The 16,702-nt window shown below is 43.5% G+C and carries 14 protein-coding genes; 7 read left to right on the plus strand and 7 right to left on the minus strand.

Features of this window, described 5'->3' with window-relative positions; translation table 11 throughout:
• Nucleotides 1-9 precede the first annotated feature (9 nt).
• Nucleotides 10-1,290, plus strand: a complete 1,281-nt coding sequence (locus DB520_RS02505; RefSeq protein ID WP_114748068.1) for a glycosyltransferase family 4 protein — start codon at nucleotides 10-12, stop codon at nucleotides 1,288-1,290.
• Nucleotides 1,291-1,293: 3 nt separating this feature from the next.
• The gene (locus tag DB520_RS02510) at nucleotides 1,294-2,484 is read left to right on the plus strand and encodes a glycoside hydrolase family 57 protein (protein WP_114748069.1); all 1,191 of its coding nucleotides are present in this window, start codon (nucleotides 1,294-1,296) and stop codon (nucleotides 2,482-2,484) included.
• A 53-nt stretch (nucleotides 2,485-2,537) separates the two neighbouring features.
• Here DB520_RS02510 and chrA read toward each other — a convergent pair whose 3' ends face one another.
• Together chrA and DB520_RS02520 are read right to left on the minus strand one after the other, a co-directional pair.
• Nucleotides 2,538-3,749 carry a chromate efflux transporter gene (chrA, locus tag DB520_RS02515; RefSeq protein ID WP_114748070.1) on the minus strand — a complete coding sequence of 404 codons (1,212 nt, stop codon included), beginning with the start codon at nucleotides 3,747-3,749 and terminating at the stop codon, nucleotides 2,538-2,540.
• A gap of 45 nt (nucleotides 3,750-3,794) precedes the next feature.
• Entirely contained in the window at nucleotides 3,795-4,775 is a 981-nt protein-coding gene (locus DB520_RS02520; RefSeq protein ID WP_114748071.1) for an isopenicillin N synthase family dioxygenase, read from the minus strand.
• A gap of 154 nt (nucleotides 4,776-4,929) precedes the next feature.
• Here DB520_RS02520 and DB520_RS02525 point away from each other — a divergent pair, with 154 nt between their 5' ends.
• Together DB520_RS02525 and DB520_RS02530 are read left to right on the plus strand one after the other, a co-directional pair.
• Nucleotides 4,930-5,610, plus strand: a complete 681-nt coding sequence (locus DB520_RS02525) for a hypothetical protein (protein ID WP_232834804.1) — start codon at nucleotides 4,930-4,932, stop codon at nucleotides 5,608-5,610.
• A gap of 58 nt (nucleotides 5,611-5,668) precedes the next feature.
• Nucleotides 5,669-6,349, plus strand: coding sequence for a DUF2461 domain-containing protein (locus DB520_RS02530; RefSeq protein WP_114748072.1), 681 nt, complete (start codon nucleotides 5,669-5,671; stop codon nucleotides 6,347-6,349).
• Nucleotides 6,350-6,426: 77 nt separating this feature from the next.
• On the opposite strand, the gene DB520_RS02535 is transcribed toward DB520_RS02530, so the two are convergent.
• The 5 genes from DB520_RS02535 to DB520_RS02555 all read right to left on the minus strand — a co-directional run bounded on the left by DB520_RS02535 (nucleotide 6,427) and on the right by DB520_RS02555 (nucleotide 12,084).
• Nucleotides 6,427-6,663: a Kazal-type serine protease inhibitor family protein gene (locus tag DB520_RS02535; protein WP_114748073.1), complete on the minus strand. Its 237-nt coding sequence runs from the start codon at nucleotides 6,661-6,663 to the stop codon at nucleotides 6,427-6,429.
• A gap of 379 nt (nucleotides 6,664-7,042) precedes the next feature.
• Nucleotides 7,043-8,251 carry a redoxin domain-containing protein gene (locus DB520_RS02540; RefSeq protein ID WP_114748750.1) on the minus strand — a complete coding sequence of 403 codons (1,209 nt, stop codon included), beginning with the start codon at nucleotides 8,249-8,251 and terminating at the stop codon, nucleotides 7,043-7,045.
• A 62-nt stretch (nucleotides 8,252-8,313) separates the two neighbouring features.
• On the minus strand, nucleotides 8,314-9,351 hold the full coding sequence (locus DB520_RS02545) for an ABC transporter ATP-binding protein (RefSeq protein WP_114748074.1): 1,038 nt from the start codon (nucleotides 9,349-9,351) through the stop codon (nucleotides 8,314-8,316).
• Nucleotides 9,348-11,006, minus strand: coding sequence for an ABC transporter permease (locus DB520_RS02550; RefSeq protein ID WP_114748075.1), 1,659 nt, complete (start codon nucleotides 11,004-11,006; stop codon nucleotides 9,348-9,350). The genes DB520_RS02545 and DB520_RS02550 overlap by 4 nt, the downstream gene beginning before the upstream one ends.
• 43 nt (nucleotides 11,007-11,049) lie before the next feature.
• On the minus strand, nucleotides 11,050-12,084 hold the full coding sequence (locus tag DB520_RS02555) for a Fe(3+) ABC transporter substrate-binding protein (protein ID WP_114748076.1): 1,035 nt from the start codon (nucleotides 12,082-12,084) through the stop codon (nucleotides 11,050-11,052).
• Between the two features lie 135 nt (nucleotides 12,085-12,219).
• Between DB520_RS02555 and DB520_RS02560 the strand changes: the two genes are divergently transcribed.
• The 3 genes from DB520_RS02560 to DB520_RS02570 all read left to right on the plus strand — a co-directional run bounded on the left by DB520_RS02560 (nucleotide 12,220) and on the right by DB520_RS02570 (nucleotide 16,701).
• The gene (locus DB520_RS02560) at nucleotides 12,220-13,152 is read left to right on the plus strand and encodes a hydrogen peroxide-inducible genes activator (protein ID WP_114748077.1); all 933 of its coding nucleotides are present in this window, start codon (nucleotides 12,220-12,222) and stop codon (nucleotides 13,150-13,152) included.
• Nucleotides 13,153-13,204: 52 nt separating this feature from the next.
• A complete protein-coding gene (locus tag DB520_RS02565; RefSeq protein WP_114748078.1) occupies nucleotides 13,205-14,605 on the plus strand; it encodes a dipeptidase in 1,401 nt (466 codons plus the stop codon).
• A gap of 89 nt (nucleotides 14,606-14,694) precedes the next feature.
• Nucleotides 14,695-16,701, plus strand: coding sequence for a protein-disulfide reductase DsbD family protein (locus DB520_RS02570; protein WP_114748079.1), 2,007 nt, complete (start codon nucleotides 14,695-14,697; stop codon nucleotides 16,699-16,701).
• Nucleotide 16,702: the final 1 nt, after the last annotated feature.

Consider the following 16,702-nt stretch of genomic DNA (forward strand, 5'->3'; position numbering starts at 1 on the left):
GGATTTTTCATGAAAGTATTAATGTTTGGTTGGGAGTTCCCACCCCACATCTCTGGAGGTTTAGGTACAGCTTGCTACGGCTTGGTAAAGGGCATGGCCCATCACAACCAGGAGCTGATTTTTGTGGTTCCAAAACTTTGGGGCGATGAGGATCCCTTAGCGGAATTTGTAAATGCCAGTGATGTGGAAATTGACTACAGAGAAAGGCGGTTTCGCCAAATCTGGAAAAACCTGACCTACCTGGAAGTTAGCTCCTTTCTCATCCCCTACCTGGATCCCGAAGAATACCGGAAGTACACCCAGCGTCTGAAAGAAGACAATGAAGGCCTTGATGAAAGTGTGCTCTCCAACAAGTTTAGCTTTAGCGGAAAATACGGGAAAGATCTCATCATGGAGGTGTCCAGGTATGCTTTAGTGGCTGGGCAAATCGCAAAAAACAAGGACCATGACCTTATTCATGCTCACGATTGGCTTTCTTTTCCTGCCGGCATAGCAGCAAAAAGCATAAGTGGAAAACCATTGATTGCCCATGTTCACGCCACCGAGTTTGACCGATCTGGCCAAACGGTAAACCAACAGGTGTTTGATATAGAAAAAGCTGGTATGGAGGCCGCTGACAAGATCATTGCGGTGAGCCAGCTCACCAAGAATACGATTGTGCAAAAATACGGTATCCCAGAAAGTAAGGTGGTAGTGGTTCACAATGCGGTTTTGGATACCAGTATAATAAAGAGTAAAGAAGAAAAGAAGGTGCCCGAAAAAATTGTCACATTTTTGGGTAGGATAACTTTCCAAAAGGGACCGGAATATTTTGTGGAGGCTGCCTCCAAAGTCCTAGGGAAGGACGAAAACGTACGGTTTGTGATGGCAGGATCGGGAGATCTGCTCAACAGGATGGTGCAGAGGGTGGCAGAGCTGAGGATTGGTACAAAATTCCATTTCACCGGTTTTTTGAAGGGCGATGATGTGGACAAAATGTTTGCCCTCAGCGATGTGTATGTGATGCCCTCCGTGTCGGAGCCCTTTGGGATCTCCCCTTTGGAAGCCGTGAGGCACAATACCCCCGTAATCATATCCAAGCAATCCGGAGTGGCAGAAGTGCTTCAAAACGCTGTGAAGATAGATTTTTGGGACATTGATGCCATGGCAGATGCCATTTTCGCCCTACTTCATTATGAAGGGATATCTAGGATGTTTAAAGAAATGGGAAGGGAAGAATTGAAAAGACTGAAGTGGGAGCATGTGGCAGAAAGAGTAATCAAAATTTATAAGGAAACCATTAAAAAATAACTTATGAGGACCATTTGTTTTTACTTTCAGGTGCATCAGCCTTTCAGGTTAAAGCCTTATCGTTTTTTTGAAATCGGGGATGACCACTATTACTGGGATGACTTTTCGAACAAAAGCATCATTAGAAAAGTGGCGGAAAAATGCTACCTCCCTATGAACAACCTCCTTTTAGAACTAATTGAAAAGCATCAGGGAAGATTTAAAGTGAGTTTTTCATTGTCAGGAACCTTATTGGAACAATTGGAGGTTTACGCACCGGATGTATTGGAGAGTTTCCAGCGGTTGGTGGCAACAGGAAAGGTGGAATTACTTAATGAAACCTATGCCCATTCCCTTTGCTCACTAAAAAGCAAGTCGGAATTTGAAAGCATGGTAAATAAGCATCAGCAAAAGATCAAAGATCTATTTAATGGCTATACCCCTAAGGTTTTCCGGAATACAGAACTGATCTATTCGGATGGTATCGGTAAGATGGTCCATGAAATGGGATTTGATGCTATCCTTACGGAAGGAGCCAAACATATCCTGGGCTGGAAAAGCCCAAACTACCTTTATGAAAATGCATTGGAGCCGAAGCTGAAGGTTTTGCTCAAGAATTTTCGGCTTAGCGACGATATAGCCTTCCGTTTTGGGGAGAAAAAGTGGTCCGATTACCCCCTTACCACGGATAAGTTTGTGAAATGGATAAATCAGATTCCTCACGAGGAAGAAGTGTTGAACCTCTTTATGGACTATGAAACCTTTGGGGAGCACCAATGGGCGGAAACCGGGATTTTCGAATTTATGAGGCACCTTCCGGAAGCCGTATTTTCTAAAACCAATTTTGGGTTCAATACTCCTTCGGAGGTAGTGGCACATGCATCCCCGGTAGGCAATATAAACGTACCTACCCCCATCTCTTGGGCAGATGAAGAAAGGGACCTCACTGCTTGGTTGGGCAATGACCTTCAGGATGAGGCTTTTGACCGCTTATATGAGTTGGAAAATAAAGTAAAAAAATCAAAAGACCCTGAAATTCAGAGAGATTGGAATTACCTACAGACCAGTGACCATTTCTATTACATGTGTACCAAGTTTTTCTCAGATGGGGATATTCATGCCTACTTTAGTCCTTATGAGAGCCCCTACGATGCATTTATCAATTATATGAATGTGCTTAGTGATTTCATTTTGAGATTAAAAAATGAGAAATAGGAAAATTTAGGTGCATAAATAGGAATCGAGTACCTTCTTCAGCAATTGTTTTATTAGGATCCAACTAGATTGGCTACCCACTGATATCCAATACCTGCTATTACACCAATCACAATAATAAGCGGTGATGGTATCTTGCTAAACCTTAAAAAGGCATAGGTAGTGATGATGGCGAGTATATTGAACAGGCTGCTCTCCAGAGGCTCGAATAGCAAATAGGCGGCTGCCATTAGCATGCCACAGCTCACCGCATTTATTCCCTCCAATGCCGCCCGTACAGGTCGGTATTTTTTTAATCCATCCCAAAAACGAATCACAAAAAATATCAAAAATGTTCCAGGAAGAAATATCCCCGCTGCAGCCACCAACCCTCCTATAAGGAACCCACTAAGGCCCCATTCCCGCATAGATAGTGCTCCTATATAGGAACTGATACTAAAAGTAGGCCCAGGAATTCCCTGCTGAATGGCATACCCTGTAAGAAACTCCTCAGAAGTAAGATAGCCCTTGAATTCCACAAATTCCGTGTAGAGATAGGGGATAAGAACCTGTCCACCTCCAAATATCAGGCTCCCATTTCTGTAGAAATTCTCAAAAAGACGTATAGGAAGTGCCCTGGTATAATGTCCCAATATCGCTGCAACCACTAGCACCCCTGCCCAAAGGATAAAGTTCCCCCAGTCAATGTTAATGCCCGGTTGGTCTTCTATTTTAGGTTGTTTATGATAATTATGGGTGGTGATAAGCCCACCAACAATCAACATAACCGGAAAAATAAACGGTGAATTGTAAAAGAAGGCTACAAATGCCGCAATCATCATCAGCACTGCCGCTTCCATAGTCTTGATCATTTTGCCTATGGTAACCTGAGCAGCATACAGCAAATATCCTATGGCCATGGGTTGGATGAATTTGGAAAAACCCAATGCCCCAGGAGTATTGTCCTGCAAGTAATCAATTAATATGGCAGTACTAATCATAAGAATAGTGGCCGGCATTACCCACACCAACAGGGACAGGTAGGCCAGCATAGGCCCACCTACCCTAAACCCGATGGCTGAAATTGTCTGGGTGGAGGTGGGGCCGGGCAATACAAGACATAAGGCATTTAGCTCAAGGAGGTCTTTTTCATTAATATAACCCCTACGCTTCACCATCATATCAATCACCATGGCCAAAAATACCTGTGGCCCTCCGAAAGCAGTTAAGGACAACAGCAACACATCCTTGAGATACAGGTAATATCTTACTGTCCTTACTGTCATATCATCTTATTAATTGCCACAAGGCAAAGTGGACGGAAGAGAAAATCATTTCCTTAGGCCCAGTTCCTTAAGTCTTTCTTCCAGAAACTCTCCTGCCGTAATATCCTCGAACAGTTTAGGATTTTGCTCATCCACACAACTATCCAAGCAGGACAAATTCATGCCGGATCTTGGATGCATGAAAAAAGGAACAGAGAAACGGCTGCTGTTCATGTATTCCTTGGGAGGGTTCACCACCCGATGTATAGTGGATTTCAACTTTTTGTTTGTAAACCTTTCCAACATGTCTCCTACATTTACCACCAACTGGTCAGGCAGGGCAGTAATGGGAATCCATTTGCCGTCTCTACGGAGAACTTGTAGCCCATCCGCACTTGCCCCCATTAAAAGAGTAATAAGATTAATATCACCATGTTCCGCTGCGCGAACCGCATCTGCTGGAACTTCATCTGGATTTTCTATTGGAAAGTAATGTATGGGTCTTAATATAGAGTTTCCTTTCTTGACCTTGTCTTCGAAATAATGCTCCTTGAGTCCCAGATATAACGCGATTGCCTTTAGCATGTCCTTACCTGCCTGTTCTATGGTACGAAAAACTTCCAAAGCCACAGGTTTGAAGTCAGGAACTTCGGAAGGCCATACGTTTGGGGGATAGTTCTCCTTTACCGTATCGTCTGAAGAAATCCCGTCTAAATCTTGGCCTACATGATAAAATTCCTTCAGATCTCCCGTATTTCTGCCTTTGGCATGTTCCTTTCCCTTGCCAGTATACCCTCTTTGGTAACCTATATCCGGTCTTTCATATTTTGATTTTATGGAGTCATCCAAACTAAAAAACTCCTTTATGACATCATAAAGTTTATCACATAATTCCTGACTCAACCCATGATTTTTAATAGCCACAAATCCGATATTTTGGTAGGCATCCCCCAACGCGGCAACAAATGCAGCCTTCCTTTGGGAATCCTTGGAATTGAAATCGGCCAGATCTAGTGAAGGAACTTCTTGATATAATATTTCGCTCATTTCCAATTAGTATTTTTGCTGCAAGGTAATTTTTTTTGGCTTAATTTTGAAATACCTTTGTCCGCAAACTCCTAATAATATACCTATGCGAATTGGTCTTCTCGCTTTAACGACTGTCTTTTTGTTATTTTCTTGCGAACGTAGTACCAGTAAGATGGAAGACGAGGTCGACAAAGAAACCGAAGACCCACTTGTTCCTGAAACAGAAAAGGTGTTGAAAGTGGGAACCCTAACTGTGGATTCATCGCCGGATGCCAGCCTAGAATTGTACCGTCCATTGGGAAATGAGCAATTTGAGCCCGGTAAGGTGCCTTTTGAATTCAACATAAAAAACTACCGATTCGGAAAGGAAAATCCGATAAGTATGGTGGTGAACAGCGGCAACCCGGTTTCCTACAGTCAAGCCATATTCTCAAAAGAATTTAATACTGGCACATACAGGGCTGTGGCTTTTTTGACAGATAGAAGAGGCCTTGCCCTAAAGGAATATGGAAATTACGTGGATCGCGACTTCTTGGTAGGTAATTCTCGTCCTATCCCCGCCGGGGATGAGCCTTATATCATGCTTAATTTACCAAGGGATGGCCAAGAACTGGCAAAGGACGAGCAGTTAATAGTGGATTTTCTAGTGATAGGTGGAGAAATGGAGGCCGACCAACTTGAAATTGAAATAGAAATCGGTGACTTTAAACACAAGACCAGCCAAATGGAAACCCTTACTATCGAAGGGCTTAATGAAGGTGAACATGTTCTATATGTACATTTGCTTCGCAAGGACGGAAAATCACTGGTAAACATATTCTCCTCAGTGCGAAGGCTTGTGATTGTAAAATAAGTGCAAGTAGTGGTCAAACAAAGAAGATTGAAGCCAGTTCTAAAGTAAATTATCAATCATGTCGCGAAACACACTGCAATTTTTGAAGGAGCTCTCCGCAAACAACCATAAACCATGGATGGATGCCAATCGAGAATGGTATGATGAGGTAAGGCAAGATTTCTTGTCGGAAGTGGAAGGACTTTTAAAAATGCTATCCTTAGTGGATCCTTCACTTGGAATTTTAAAACCAAAGGATTGCGTTTTTCGGCAAAACAGGGATATCCGGTTCAGTAAGGACAAACGACCCTACAAGGAAAATATGGCAGCCTATTTCTCTCCTAAAGGCAAAAAATCTGCTGGTCCCGGTTTTTACCTCCATATACAACCTCAAGGAAGCTTTTTAGCTGGAGGGGTTTGGATGCCCCCAAGTGAAGAACTAAAAAAAATAAGGCAAGAAATTGATTATGCAGGAAAGGAACTCCATAAGATTTTAAGTGAGCCTACTTTTTCCGGCTACTTTGGTGGTCTGGAAGGCGAGCAGCTAAAGACCAGTCCCAGGGACTACGAACCTGATCATCCCTATATTGATTTACTGAATTTTAAAAGTTTCATCGTTTCAAAGAAGTTGGAGGATAAAGAAGTCAATTCCGGGGCTTACATACGAATGGCTGAAGAGGCTTTTGTCAAAATGCAGCCTTTCCTTGAATTTTTATCCAGGGCATTGGAAGATGTAGAAGATGGGTCAGGTACCCTATAAAAAACCCACCCCGGCACACTAAAAAGTAAGGATGGTGCCGGGATGGGAGCCTGAAAACACACTACCAGTCCGCTACCTCATGGACACTCTCCCTCAGTCCAGCTAGTTAGGCCTGCATTAGTGGCGGCACAGGCATTACCATAGGTTTTCCCGTCACATCCGCATACAGGCCTATAGTCCATGGTGCATACCCCTTCAGGATTAATTTTCTCACTATCAATACAACCGTCCCTGACGATTTCCCTGGGGCTGTGGTCCTCTGCGCAAGTGAAGGACATCAATACGATCAAATAGGCAAAAACATATCTTTTCATGTGTTTATAATTGATTTTTATTTGCCACATGGAACCTCGCAATCTTAATCATCCCTCCGTGCGTCGCTTGCGTCATGCCCTGACTGCCGTCAGGACAGGCTCGATTTCATGTGTTTATAATTGTTTCTTAATGGTCACATAGCCTGCCCCGAACTTGCTTCGAGGAACTCGTTTCGGGGGAATCCCGCAATCTTAATCATCTCTATATGAGATGTCCTGCCCATGCTCGATTTCATGGTGTTTTTCTTCTTACTTCAATACCAAGACGAAAAGTGAAGAAAAAGTGCTACAACAGCTACAGGATTTTTTTAACTTTTTGGACAAAAAAAAACCGGAAACAAATTTCCGGTCTTCCTTTATGTGCGCTTATTTATTATGGTTAGTAATATCTGCCTATCATTGGATGGTCCACAATAGTACGTCTCAAGGCATAGGGTTCAATGGTACCGGGAACCTTATGGTAAACCTTGCCTCCTGGCTCTATCAAAAGCGTAAGTGGTAGGCTCCCATCCCAATCGTTTCCTACAATTTCAATGGAGGCATATTTATCATCACTGTCCACTAGGTAATTTGGAGTGGCACTGTTTTTCCCTTTAAGGAACTTCAAGACTTTTTCCTCGGCATCTGGGCTGTCCAAGCTCACGGATACAAACTCGAAATCCCTTCCACTGTACATACGGTGTAACTCCACAAATTCTGGGTATTCCACTATGCAGGGTCCACACCAAGTGGCCCAGAAATTTACCAGCCTAAGGTTATCGCTATCATTTGCCAATAGCTCCTCCAATTCCCCAGGCTCGATTTTTTCCAAGGTAACCTCCTTTTCTTTCCATTCTGCATTCACCTTTATCGTGAATTCGTTTTTCCAGGCCCACTTTATAGAACAACCAAAGGCAGGTGTGGTGGCTCTATCCTCTGCCAAGGCCTGACCCTGCAAGGTTTGCTCTATAGCATGCGTTAAGTCCTCTGCTTGGGCTGTTCCTGGTTTCTCCGATTTATCTATCCTGCCCTGATAGGTGAGCTTTCTGTCCTTATCGAATACAAAAACATGAGGGGTTGCAGTGGGACCATAGGCAGTGGAATAGTGGTGCTCATCCCCATCATAAAGATAAGGGTAGTTGTAGTTCTTGTCCTCGGCACGGATCACCATGCTCTTAAAATCGTCGTTGAGATCAGAATATCCCAATTCCTCCGGCAATACAGCGATCGGGCTGTTTGGGGATATTGCAACAAAATCCACTCCTTTGTCACTGTACTTTTCTACCACATCATAGAATCGATCTTCGTATGCCTGAGCAGTAGGGCAGTGGTTGCATGTAAAGTTGATCACCAGAACCTCCCCATCAAAGTCCTCCAGAGTATAATTCCTTCCATCTATTCCAGGAAGGTCAAATGGAGGAGCCTCTTCTCCGATTTTTAGGGTTTCGGTTGGTTTTTCCGCCACCACTTTCGGGTTGGGTTTGAAGCCTTCTGACGCGACCTCCTCATCTTCGGATTTGTCCGTTTCTTGAGGGCCACATGACATAGTCAAGGAGAGAAATAGAAGGGATGGTATAAGGATAAAGCCCTTTACATTTCTGATTTTCATCTGCATAGGTTTTTGGTTTAAGTTCAAAATTAAGAAAAAATTGGTAGAAAATGGGGCTTCAATCAGAAAGCTTCCTCCACCCCGAACTTCTTCACAGTAAAAAACACGCGTTCCTGCTCCGTGAATTCTTTGTAGGGATTGGCTCTAACATAAATGAATTTCCCCTCATCATCACAAATATGCAAAAGCTGATGGTCCCCAAAATAAACTCTTTTCACAAGCCTTCCGCTCATTGGTTGGAGGGGATTTTTTTTCGCCTGAGCCTGTTCCGGTCGGAATAGGAGCTTTACCTTTCCTGAAAAGTTCTTTGACCTTTCGTCAGGAATAAAACCGAAATTGGAATAAAAGCCATCATTAGTAGGGGTGGCAAGCACTTCATTTCTTCTTCCAAAAAAATTGGCAACGTAGCCATTGGAGGGTTTTTCATACAGGGCTTTTGGCGTGTCTATTTGCTGTAGGTATCCCTTGTGCAATATGGCTATTCTATCGGAGGTGGACAGAGCGTCCCTGGTGTCGTGTGTCACGAAAATAGCAGTGACCCCGGTAGTTTTGATGATTTGTCTAACCTCTTCCCTCACCTGGTCCTTTAGCATGGCATCCAAGTTACTGAACGGCTCATCCATGAGCAATATGGAAGGACTGGGGGCTATGGCCCTGGCCAAGGCCACACGTTGTTGTTGACCGCCGGATAACTGATGAGGATATTTTTGGTAATTTTCAATAAGCCCTACCAGATGTAAGGTTTCCTTGGCTTTTTTTTCCGGGTTGTTTTCCTTGCCTTTGAGCCCAAATTTTACGTTGTCAAGAATGCTCAGATGGGGAAACAAGGCATAGTCTTGGAATACCATCCCTACGTTTCGTTTATTGGCAGGAACGGACTTTTTACCTTCTACAATGATTTGTCCACCCAGCTTAATATGACCTGCATCCGGATGTTCTAACCCGGCAATCAGCCTAAGGAGTGTTGTTTTGCCTGAGCCACTTTCTCCAACTAGGGAAAGGATTTCCCCTTGATTTACTTCAAAGGAAACATCTTTTACAGCATATTGCTCAGCTTCAGAATATTTTTTATCGATGCAGTGAAGTGCTAAAATCGTCATTCAGAATTACCCACTTTTCCTAATAATCCTCGCTTACGGATCAACCTGTTTAGGAAAATAATTGGTATTATTCCCGTTAAAATTATGATCAGCGAGGCATTTGCCGACTCAGCTATCATTTCATTTGTGGCCATATCAAAAGCTTTGGTGGCCAGTGTCTGATAGTTGAACGGACGAAGGATCAAAGTTAATGGTAATTCTTTTAAAACATCTACAAAAACAAGCAATATACCACTAAGAACACTTGTTTTTATCAAGGGCAGATCCACTTTAGCAAGGGTTTTGCAAGTTCCCCGGCCTAGAAGCCTGCTAGCTTCATTCACATGTATACCGATTTTTTGGAAACCCGCCTCTATGGGATTGTAGCCTACTGCCATAAACCGCACCACATAAGCAAAAGCCAGGGCCAATAAAGTACCTGATAGAATAAGCCTCCCAGTACCTACCGGAAAACTGTCTATGATCCAATGGTCCAGGCTCAGCAAAGGAATCATGATACCTACTGCAATCACCGCACCGGGTACAGCATATCCTAGGGTGGAAACCTTGGTAATGTTTTTTAGCCATTTGAATGGGCTAAGACGCAAGCTATACAATAAAATTACGGATAAAAAGGCAATGATTAAGCCGACCCCAGCAGCAAGCCCGAAGCTTCTTCCTACTAAAAGAAAGAAATGCTGGTCAATCACTTTCTCATAGGTAAGCCCAACCCACTGGCAGATTTGTAGGAAAGGAACAAAAAAACTCAACAAAAATATGCCTGTACAGATTAAGGTCAAGGTCCACCTTTTACCCAAGCTAAGCTTTGCTCTTACCAAAGGTTTTGTCATTGAGTTATTGGCGGAAAAACGACGGTTTCCCCTTTGAAGCCCTTCTAAGTATAGAATCACGAAAACTAATACCATGAGGATGGCCGCTAAATATATGGCAGTGGCCGCATCACCCATGGAAAACCATGCCCTGAAAATTCCTGTGGTAAAGGTATTCACCCCAAAATACTTTACCGTACCATAATCATTAAGAACCTCCATGGATGCCAATGCAATTCCCCCCACGATCGCGGGTCTGGCCATAGGTAATGCCACTTTAAAGAAAGTATTCCAACTGTTTTTCCCAAGTAAGGAGGAGGCCTCCTGCAAGGTTTTGGACTGTTGCAAAAAAGAGGCTCTTGCCAATAAAAACACATAAGGGAATAGGGTGATAGAAAGTATGAAAATTGCGCCGGGGATATTCATGATGTCCACGAGCGACCCCTTAACCTGAATACCAAAGCTGTTTCTCAAAAAAGTTTGGATAGGCCCGGTATAATCCAACAGCCCCACATAGGTGTAAGCCATTATATAGGCTGGAAAGCCCAATGGCAAAATAAGCAACCATTCAAAATATCTTCTGCCTGGAAATTGGTAATTGGTCACCATCCAGGCGGTACTAACACCAAGGAGGAAAGTAAAAAAAGATACTCCAGCAAGAATGAATAGGGTGTTTTTGAAATATCCAAAGAGTAGGTTTTCTGCCAGGTGTGCCCAACTGGCTCCGGGGGCTTCGAATATCTTGAAGAAAATGGTGAGCAGTGGAGTGGCAACCAAAATCAATATGAGTATGGTTCCGGTCATCCAGTGGTTCCACCAATAATATTGTTGCTTAGTAAGTTGCAAGCTCTTTGAGTTTATGTTAAGACCTTAAGTATTGTACTTTAATTTATTTCCAGCCTACCCTATCGAAAATGACGACTGCATCTCTGTTGTTTTCTCCCAATAAGGATAAATTAATGCGGTCAGCCTTAAAATCCCCCCAAGATTGCAAAAGGGATGATGGGGAAACTTTTTCATTCACTGGATATTCATAATTAGTTTCAGATAGGAATTTTTGGGCCTCTTCCCCGGAGAGAAACTCCAATAGTTTGACAGCATTTTCTTTATTTGGAGAATATTTGGTAACACCGGCTCCCGAAATATTGATATGGGTTCCCCTGCCATCTTGATTAGGGAAAAACAACCCAACCTGCTCTGCCGCCTTCACCTCTTCGTTGTTGCTGTCGTTAAGCATTAATCCTATATAATAACTGTTGACAATAGCGATGTCACCTTCACCTGAGGCAACAGCTTTCACCTGATCCCTGTCGCTCCCCTTTGGACTTCTCCCCATATTGGCAAGTAGTTTTGCGGCCCATTCCTGGGCACCGTCACGCCCATTGGCAACAATGATAGAAGCAAGAAGAGATTGGTTGTAAATGTTCTCTGAAGAACGGGTGAGCACCCTTCCATTCCATTTTTCATCCGCGAGGGATTCATATGAATCAAGTTCATCAGGACTTACCCTTTCCTTATGATAGGCTAAAATCCTCGCCCTGTAGGTAAGCCCAAACCAGTGACCTTCTGGCTCTCTCAAATGCGCAGGTATGTTTTGATCCAGCACCTCTGATTGTATGGGTTGCAATAGGTTTTTTTCCTGTGCACGATGTAGCCTTCCTGCATCTACAGTTATCAAGACGTCAGCTGGTGATCCCTGCCCTTCTAGTTCAAGTTTCTGTATCAACTCATCCGCAGAGGCATTGACCACATTCACTTTTATACCTGTTTTTTCCGTGAAGGTGTTAAACAATTGCTGATCTGCCTCATAATGTCTATGGGTATAAATATTGACCACTTCCGACCCTCCTCCCTCACAGGAAAAAAGGCCAAATGCCAATAACACGCTAAAACTTACTAAAAACAGTTGACTGATTCGATCCATTACCTTCACTTTAGTTAGTATTGTAGAGGCAAAATTAACTATTATTTAAATCAAATCTAAATAAAAAGAAAAAGATTTTTACCTTTGTATTGAATTTCCCAAACAAGAAAAAAATATGGGGAAAAACGCTTAACCATGACCATTCAGCAATTGGAGTACATTATCGCTGTGGACAAATTCCGCCATTTTGGACATGCCGCAGAAGCCTGCTTCGTTACTCAGCCTACGCTTAGTGCCCAAGTCAGCAAGTTGGAAAAGGAGCTGGACGTGGTTATTTTTGACAGGAGCAAAATGCCGGTGATTCCTACGGAGCTGGGGAGCCTACTCATCGCCCAAGCAAAACGGGTAGTGGCAGAAAGCAAGGCCATTTACGAAACGGTTGCACATCTGAAAGGGGAGGTAGGTGGCGTTTTGAAACTGGGAATTATACCCACATTAGCTCCTTATTTGCTTCCCCTGTTTATCCGTGGTTTCATACAAAAATACCCCAGCGTAAAACTTCAGGTGGATGAGATGGTCACAGAAGAGGTGCTCAAAAAACTCAAGAACGATGAGTTGGACCTGGGAATCGTGGTTACCCCACTGGAAGAGGCAGGCATCTTAGAAAAACCTATATTCTATGAAAAATTTTACGCCTATCTTTCCAAGAGTCATGCTTTGCTGAAAAGGAAGGAAGTTAAGGTGGAGGAGATCATAAGCGAAGACCTCTGGGTACTTCAACAGGGGCATTGCTTTAGGGATCAGGTATTGGCCTTGTGTGACCAAAACAAATTTGACAGGATAAACTTCCACTACGAAAGTGGATCCCTGGAAGGCTTAAAAAATCTTGTAAACCGCTATCAGGGAATCACTCTTTTGCCAGAATTGGCAACTATGGAATTAAGTGAGGAAGAAAAAAGCCGTATTCGTCCCTTTAGTGGGACACCTCCTACACGGGAAGTTAGCCTGGTCTTGACTAGGGGTTTCTTAAAAAAGAGGCTTGTGGAGCTTTTGTTCGCAGAAATCGCAAATGCGATACCCAAAGAAATGACCTCCAGGGAGCATGGCGTGGTAGTAAAGTTCAGGTAAGGGGGAATTCTGGTTAAAATGACTTAATTTTGGGGAAAACTAAAAAGTTCCCATGAGTTCAGTTCAAGACTATATCACTTCCAATAAAGAAAGGTTTTTGGAAGAATTGATGGATTTATTAAGGATTCCTTCCGTTAGTGCAGACCCTTCCTTTAAACAAGATGTACACAGGGCGGCAGATTATGTCAAATCCCAGCTAGAAAAGTCAGGGGTTGATTATGCAGAAATTTGCCCCACAGATGGGTATCCTATTGTATATGCAGAAAAAATCATAGACCCCAAGGCCCCCACCGTTTTAATTTATGGCCATTATGATGTGCAGCCAGCCGACCCCTATGAGTTATGGGAATCCCCCCCTTTTGAACCGGTAATAAAAACAACAGACATTCATCCAGATGGTGCCATCTTCGCCCGTGGGTCTGCCGATGATAAAGGGCAGTTTTATATGCATATTAAGGCATTGGAAGCCATGACATCCCTGGGGGACCTATCTTGCAATGTGAAGTTTATGATAGAGGGTGAGGAAGAAGTGGGCTCCGAAAACCTGGACAGGTTTGTACGTTCCAATAAGGAGAAGTTAAAAGCGGATGTGGTGTTGATTTCCGATACCAGTATGATAGCTATGGAACATCCTTCCGTGACCGTGGGTCTTAGAGGACTTGCTTACTTGCAGGTAGAAGTAACCGGCCCCAATAGGGATTTGCACAGCGGAACCTATGGTGGTGCGGTGGCCAACCCCATCAATATCCTTTGTAAGATGATTGCTTCCCTGCAAGATGAAGATAACCGTATTAGTATTCCTGGCTTTTATGATAAGGTGGAAAATTATGACAAGGAATACAGAGAGGAATTAAATAAGGCTCCATTCGAGGAGAAGGATTATCGCAAAAAGCTGGAAATAGCAGAGACTTGGGGTGAAAAGGGATTTACTACTATAGAAAGAGTGGGAATAAGGCCAACCTTGGATGTGAACGGCATTTGGGGTGGGTATATAGGTGAAGGGGCCAAAACTGTTCTCCCCTCAAAAGCTTATGCAAAGATTTCAATGCGTCTGGTTCCCCATCAAGACCACAAGGAAATCGCCAAACTTTTTGAGCAACACTTTATTAGCTTGGCACCTCCGGCCGTGAAAGTCAAGGTTATTCCCCATCATGGAGGACAGCCTGCCGTGGTGCCCACAGACAGTGCCGGATATTTTGCAGCCGAGGCGGCCATTGAGGAGGCTTTTGGAAAAAAGGCCATCCCCACCCGTGAAGGTGGATCCATCCCAATCACTTCTCTGTTTCAACAGGAATTGAAGCTAGACCCCATACTAATGGGATTTGGGCTTGACACAGACTCCATTCATTCCCCAAATGAACACTATGGAGTAAAGAACTACCTGCTGGGTATAGAAACCATTGCACTGTTTTTCAAGCACTTCAAAAATCAATTTGAGAAAGCAAACTCGTAAAACCAAAGTACCGCAAATGTAAACCTTGGTCATGAAGGAACTTATATGTACTAAGGTGTCTTACTAAATAGTTGAAAAATAAAACTACTATGGCTTCAAGGTTTCGCAGCATTTTGCTGTTCACATCCCTTTTATTCTTTCCTTATCTTTTATTCTCCCAGGTTGTAAATCCACCGAAATGGGATATAACCCTATCAAATGCAAACCTTCAGCCAGGAGAGGAAGTGGAGCTGGTTTTCAAGGCAGAAATACCCAGGGATTGGTATATTTATACCAATGACTTTGATCCAGACCTTGGTCCCCTCCTAATGCTTTTGATAATGGAAGAGGCGGAAGGTGTAGAAACTGAGGGGGAATTGAAGGCAATAGACCATAAGACAAAATATGATGAAATTTGGGAAGGAGAGGTAAATTATTTCGATGGAACAGGAGAATTCAGGCAAACTTTGCGGGTTATAGAGGAAAGCCCTTTGATTCGTGGAAGCCTGGAATACCAGATGTGTTCTGATATTACCAATCAGTGTATCAATTTTGAGGAGGAGTTTGAAATAAGGCTAGCTGGGGATAATCAGGAGGATGTAGAGAAAACAGCGCCTGAACCAGAAGAGGAATCCGAGGAAGCCACATTCATACCTACCGACGATGAGGCCAAGGAATCGGTGATCACTTTTATGATATTGGCTTTCCTTGCAGGGTTGGCAGCCCTGCTTACTCCCTGTGTTTTTCCTATGATACCCATGACAGTCTCTTTCTTTACCGGGAGATCCAGCTCTCGGGCACATGGGATAAAAAATGCCCTGATTTATGGGTTTTCCATTATTGCCATTTATACCATTGCGGGAACCATTGTGGCAGCCGTTCAGGGGCCTGAATTTGCAAACTGGCTTTCCACCCATTGGGCACCGAATATTTTCTTTTCGGCGGTTTTTTTGTTCTTCGCCTTGGCCTTCCTTGGGTTGTTTGAGATTACCCTACCAAGTGGTTTAGTAAACAAAATTGATGCTAAGGCCGACCAAGGGGGCTTAGCGGGTATTTTCTTTATGGCCTTTACCCTGGTTTTGGTGTCTTTTTCTTGTACTGGACCGATTGTAGGTTCCATTTTGATCAGCTCTGCGGGGGGTGAGCTGATCAAGCCCATTGCGGGGATGTTTGCCTTCTCCCTAGCATTTGCCTTGCCTTTCGCCTTGTTTGCGGTTTTTCCGGAGTGGCTCAATTCCCTCCCAAAATCCGGCGGATGGCTTAATTCTGTTAAGGTAGTACTTGGGTTTTTGGAATTGGCCCTAGCCTTTAAGTTTTTAAGTATAGCAGATCAAGTATATCACTGGCATATTTTGGACAGGGAAATTTACATTGCTGTATGGATTGTCATTTTCGGCCTACTGGGTCTTTACCTCCTTGGCAAAATCAAACTCCCCCATGACAGTCCCTTGGAATACATAGGTGTACCAAGGTTAATGTTGGCCATTACTACCTTTGTGTTTGTGGTCTATCTTATCCCCGGTATGTGGGGAGCTCCACTGAAAGCGCTAAGCGGATACCTTCCTCCCATGTCTTCTCATGATTTTGACCTGGTGAGAATGACCCGGGAAGGTGGGGGGACTAGTGGGGAAGAAAACACCATGGACGAGCCACCTATGTTTGGGGAGTTCCTACACTTCCCGCACGGGATTCAGGGATACTTTGACTTTGATCAGGCCCTTGCCGTAGCCAAAAGAAATAACAAGCCCCTTTTCATTGACTTTACTGGCCACGGGTGTGTGAATTGCAGGGAAATGGAAGCAAGGGTTTGGTCAGATCCCAGGGTACTTCAGAGGCTCAAAGAAGATTTTGTGGTAGTGGCACTTTATATTGACGAGCGCTTTACATTGCCTGAATCCGAATGGTATACCTCTACTTATGATGGGAAGGTGAAGAAAACCATAGGCAAGCAAAATGCTGACTTTCAAATTACCAGATTCAACAACAATGCCCAACCCTACTATGTGATCTTGGACCACAATGAAGAATTGCTTGTTAAACCAAAGGCCTATGATACCAATATTCAAAATTTCGTCGAATTTTTAGATGCTGCCAAGGCGGAGTTTGCAAAAAGATAGG

The organism is Pleomorphovibrio marinus (assembly GCF_003347495.1).
GTDB classification, from domain to species: Bacteria; Bacteroidota; Bacteroidia; order Cytophagales; family Cyclobacteriaceae; genus Pleomorphovibrio; species Pleomorphovibrio marinus.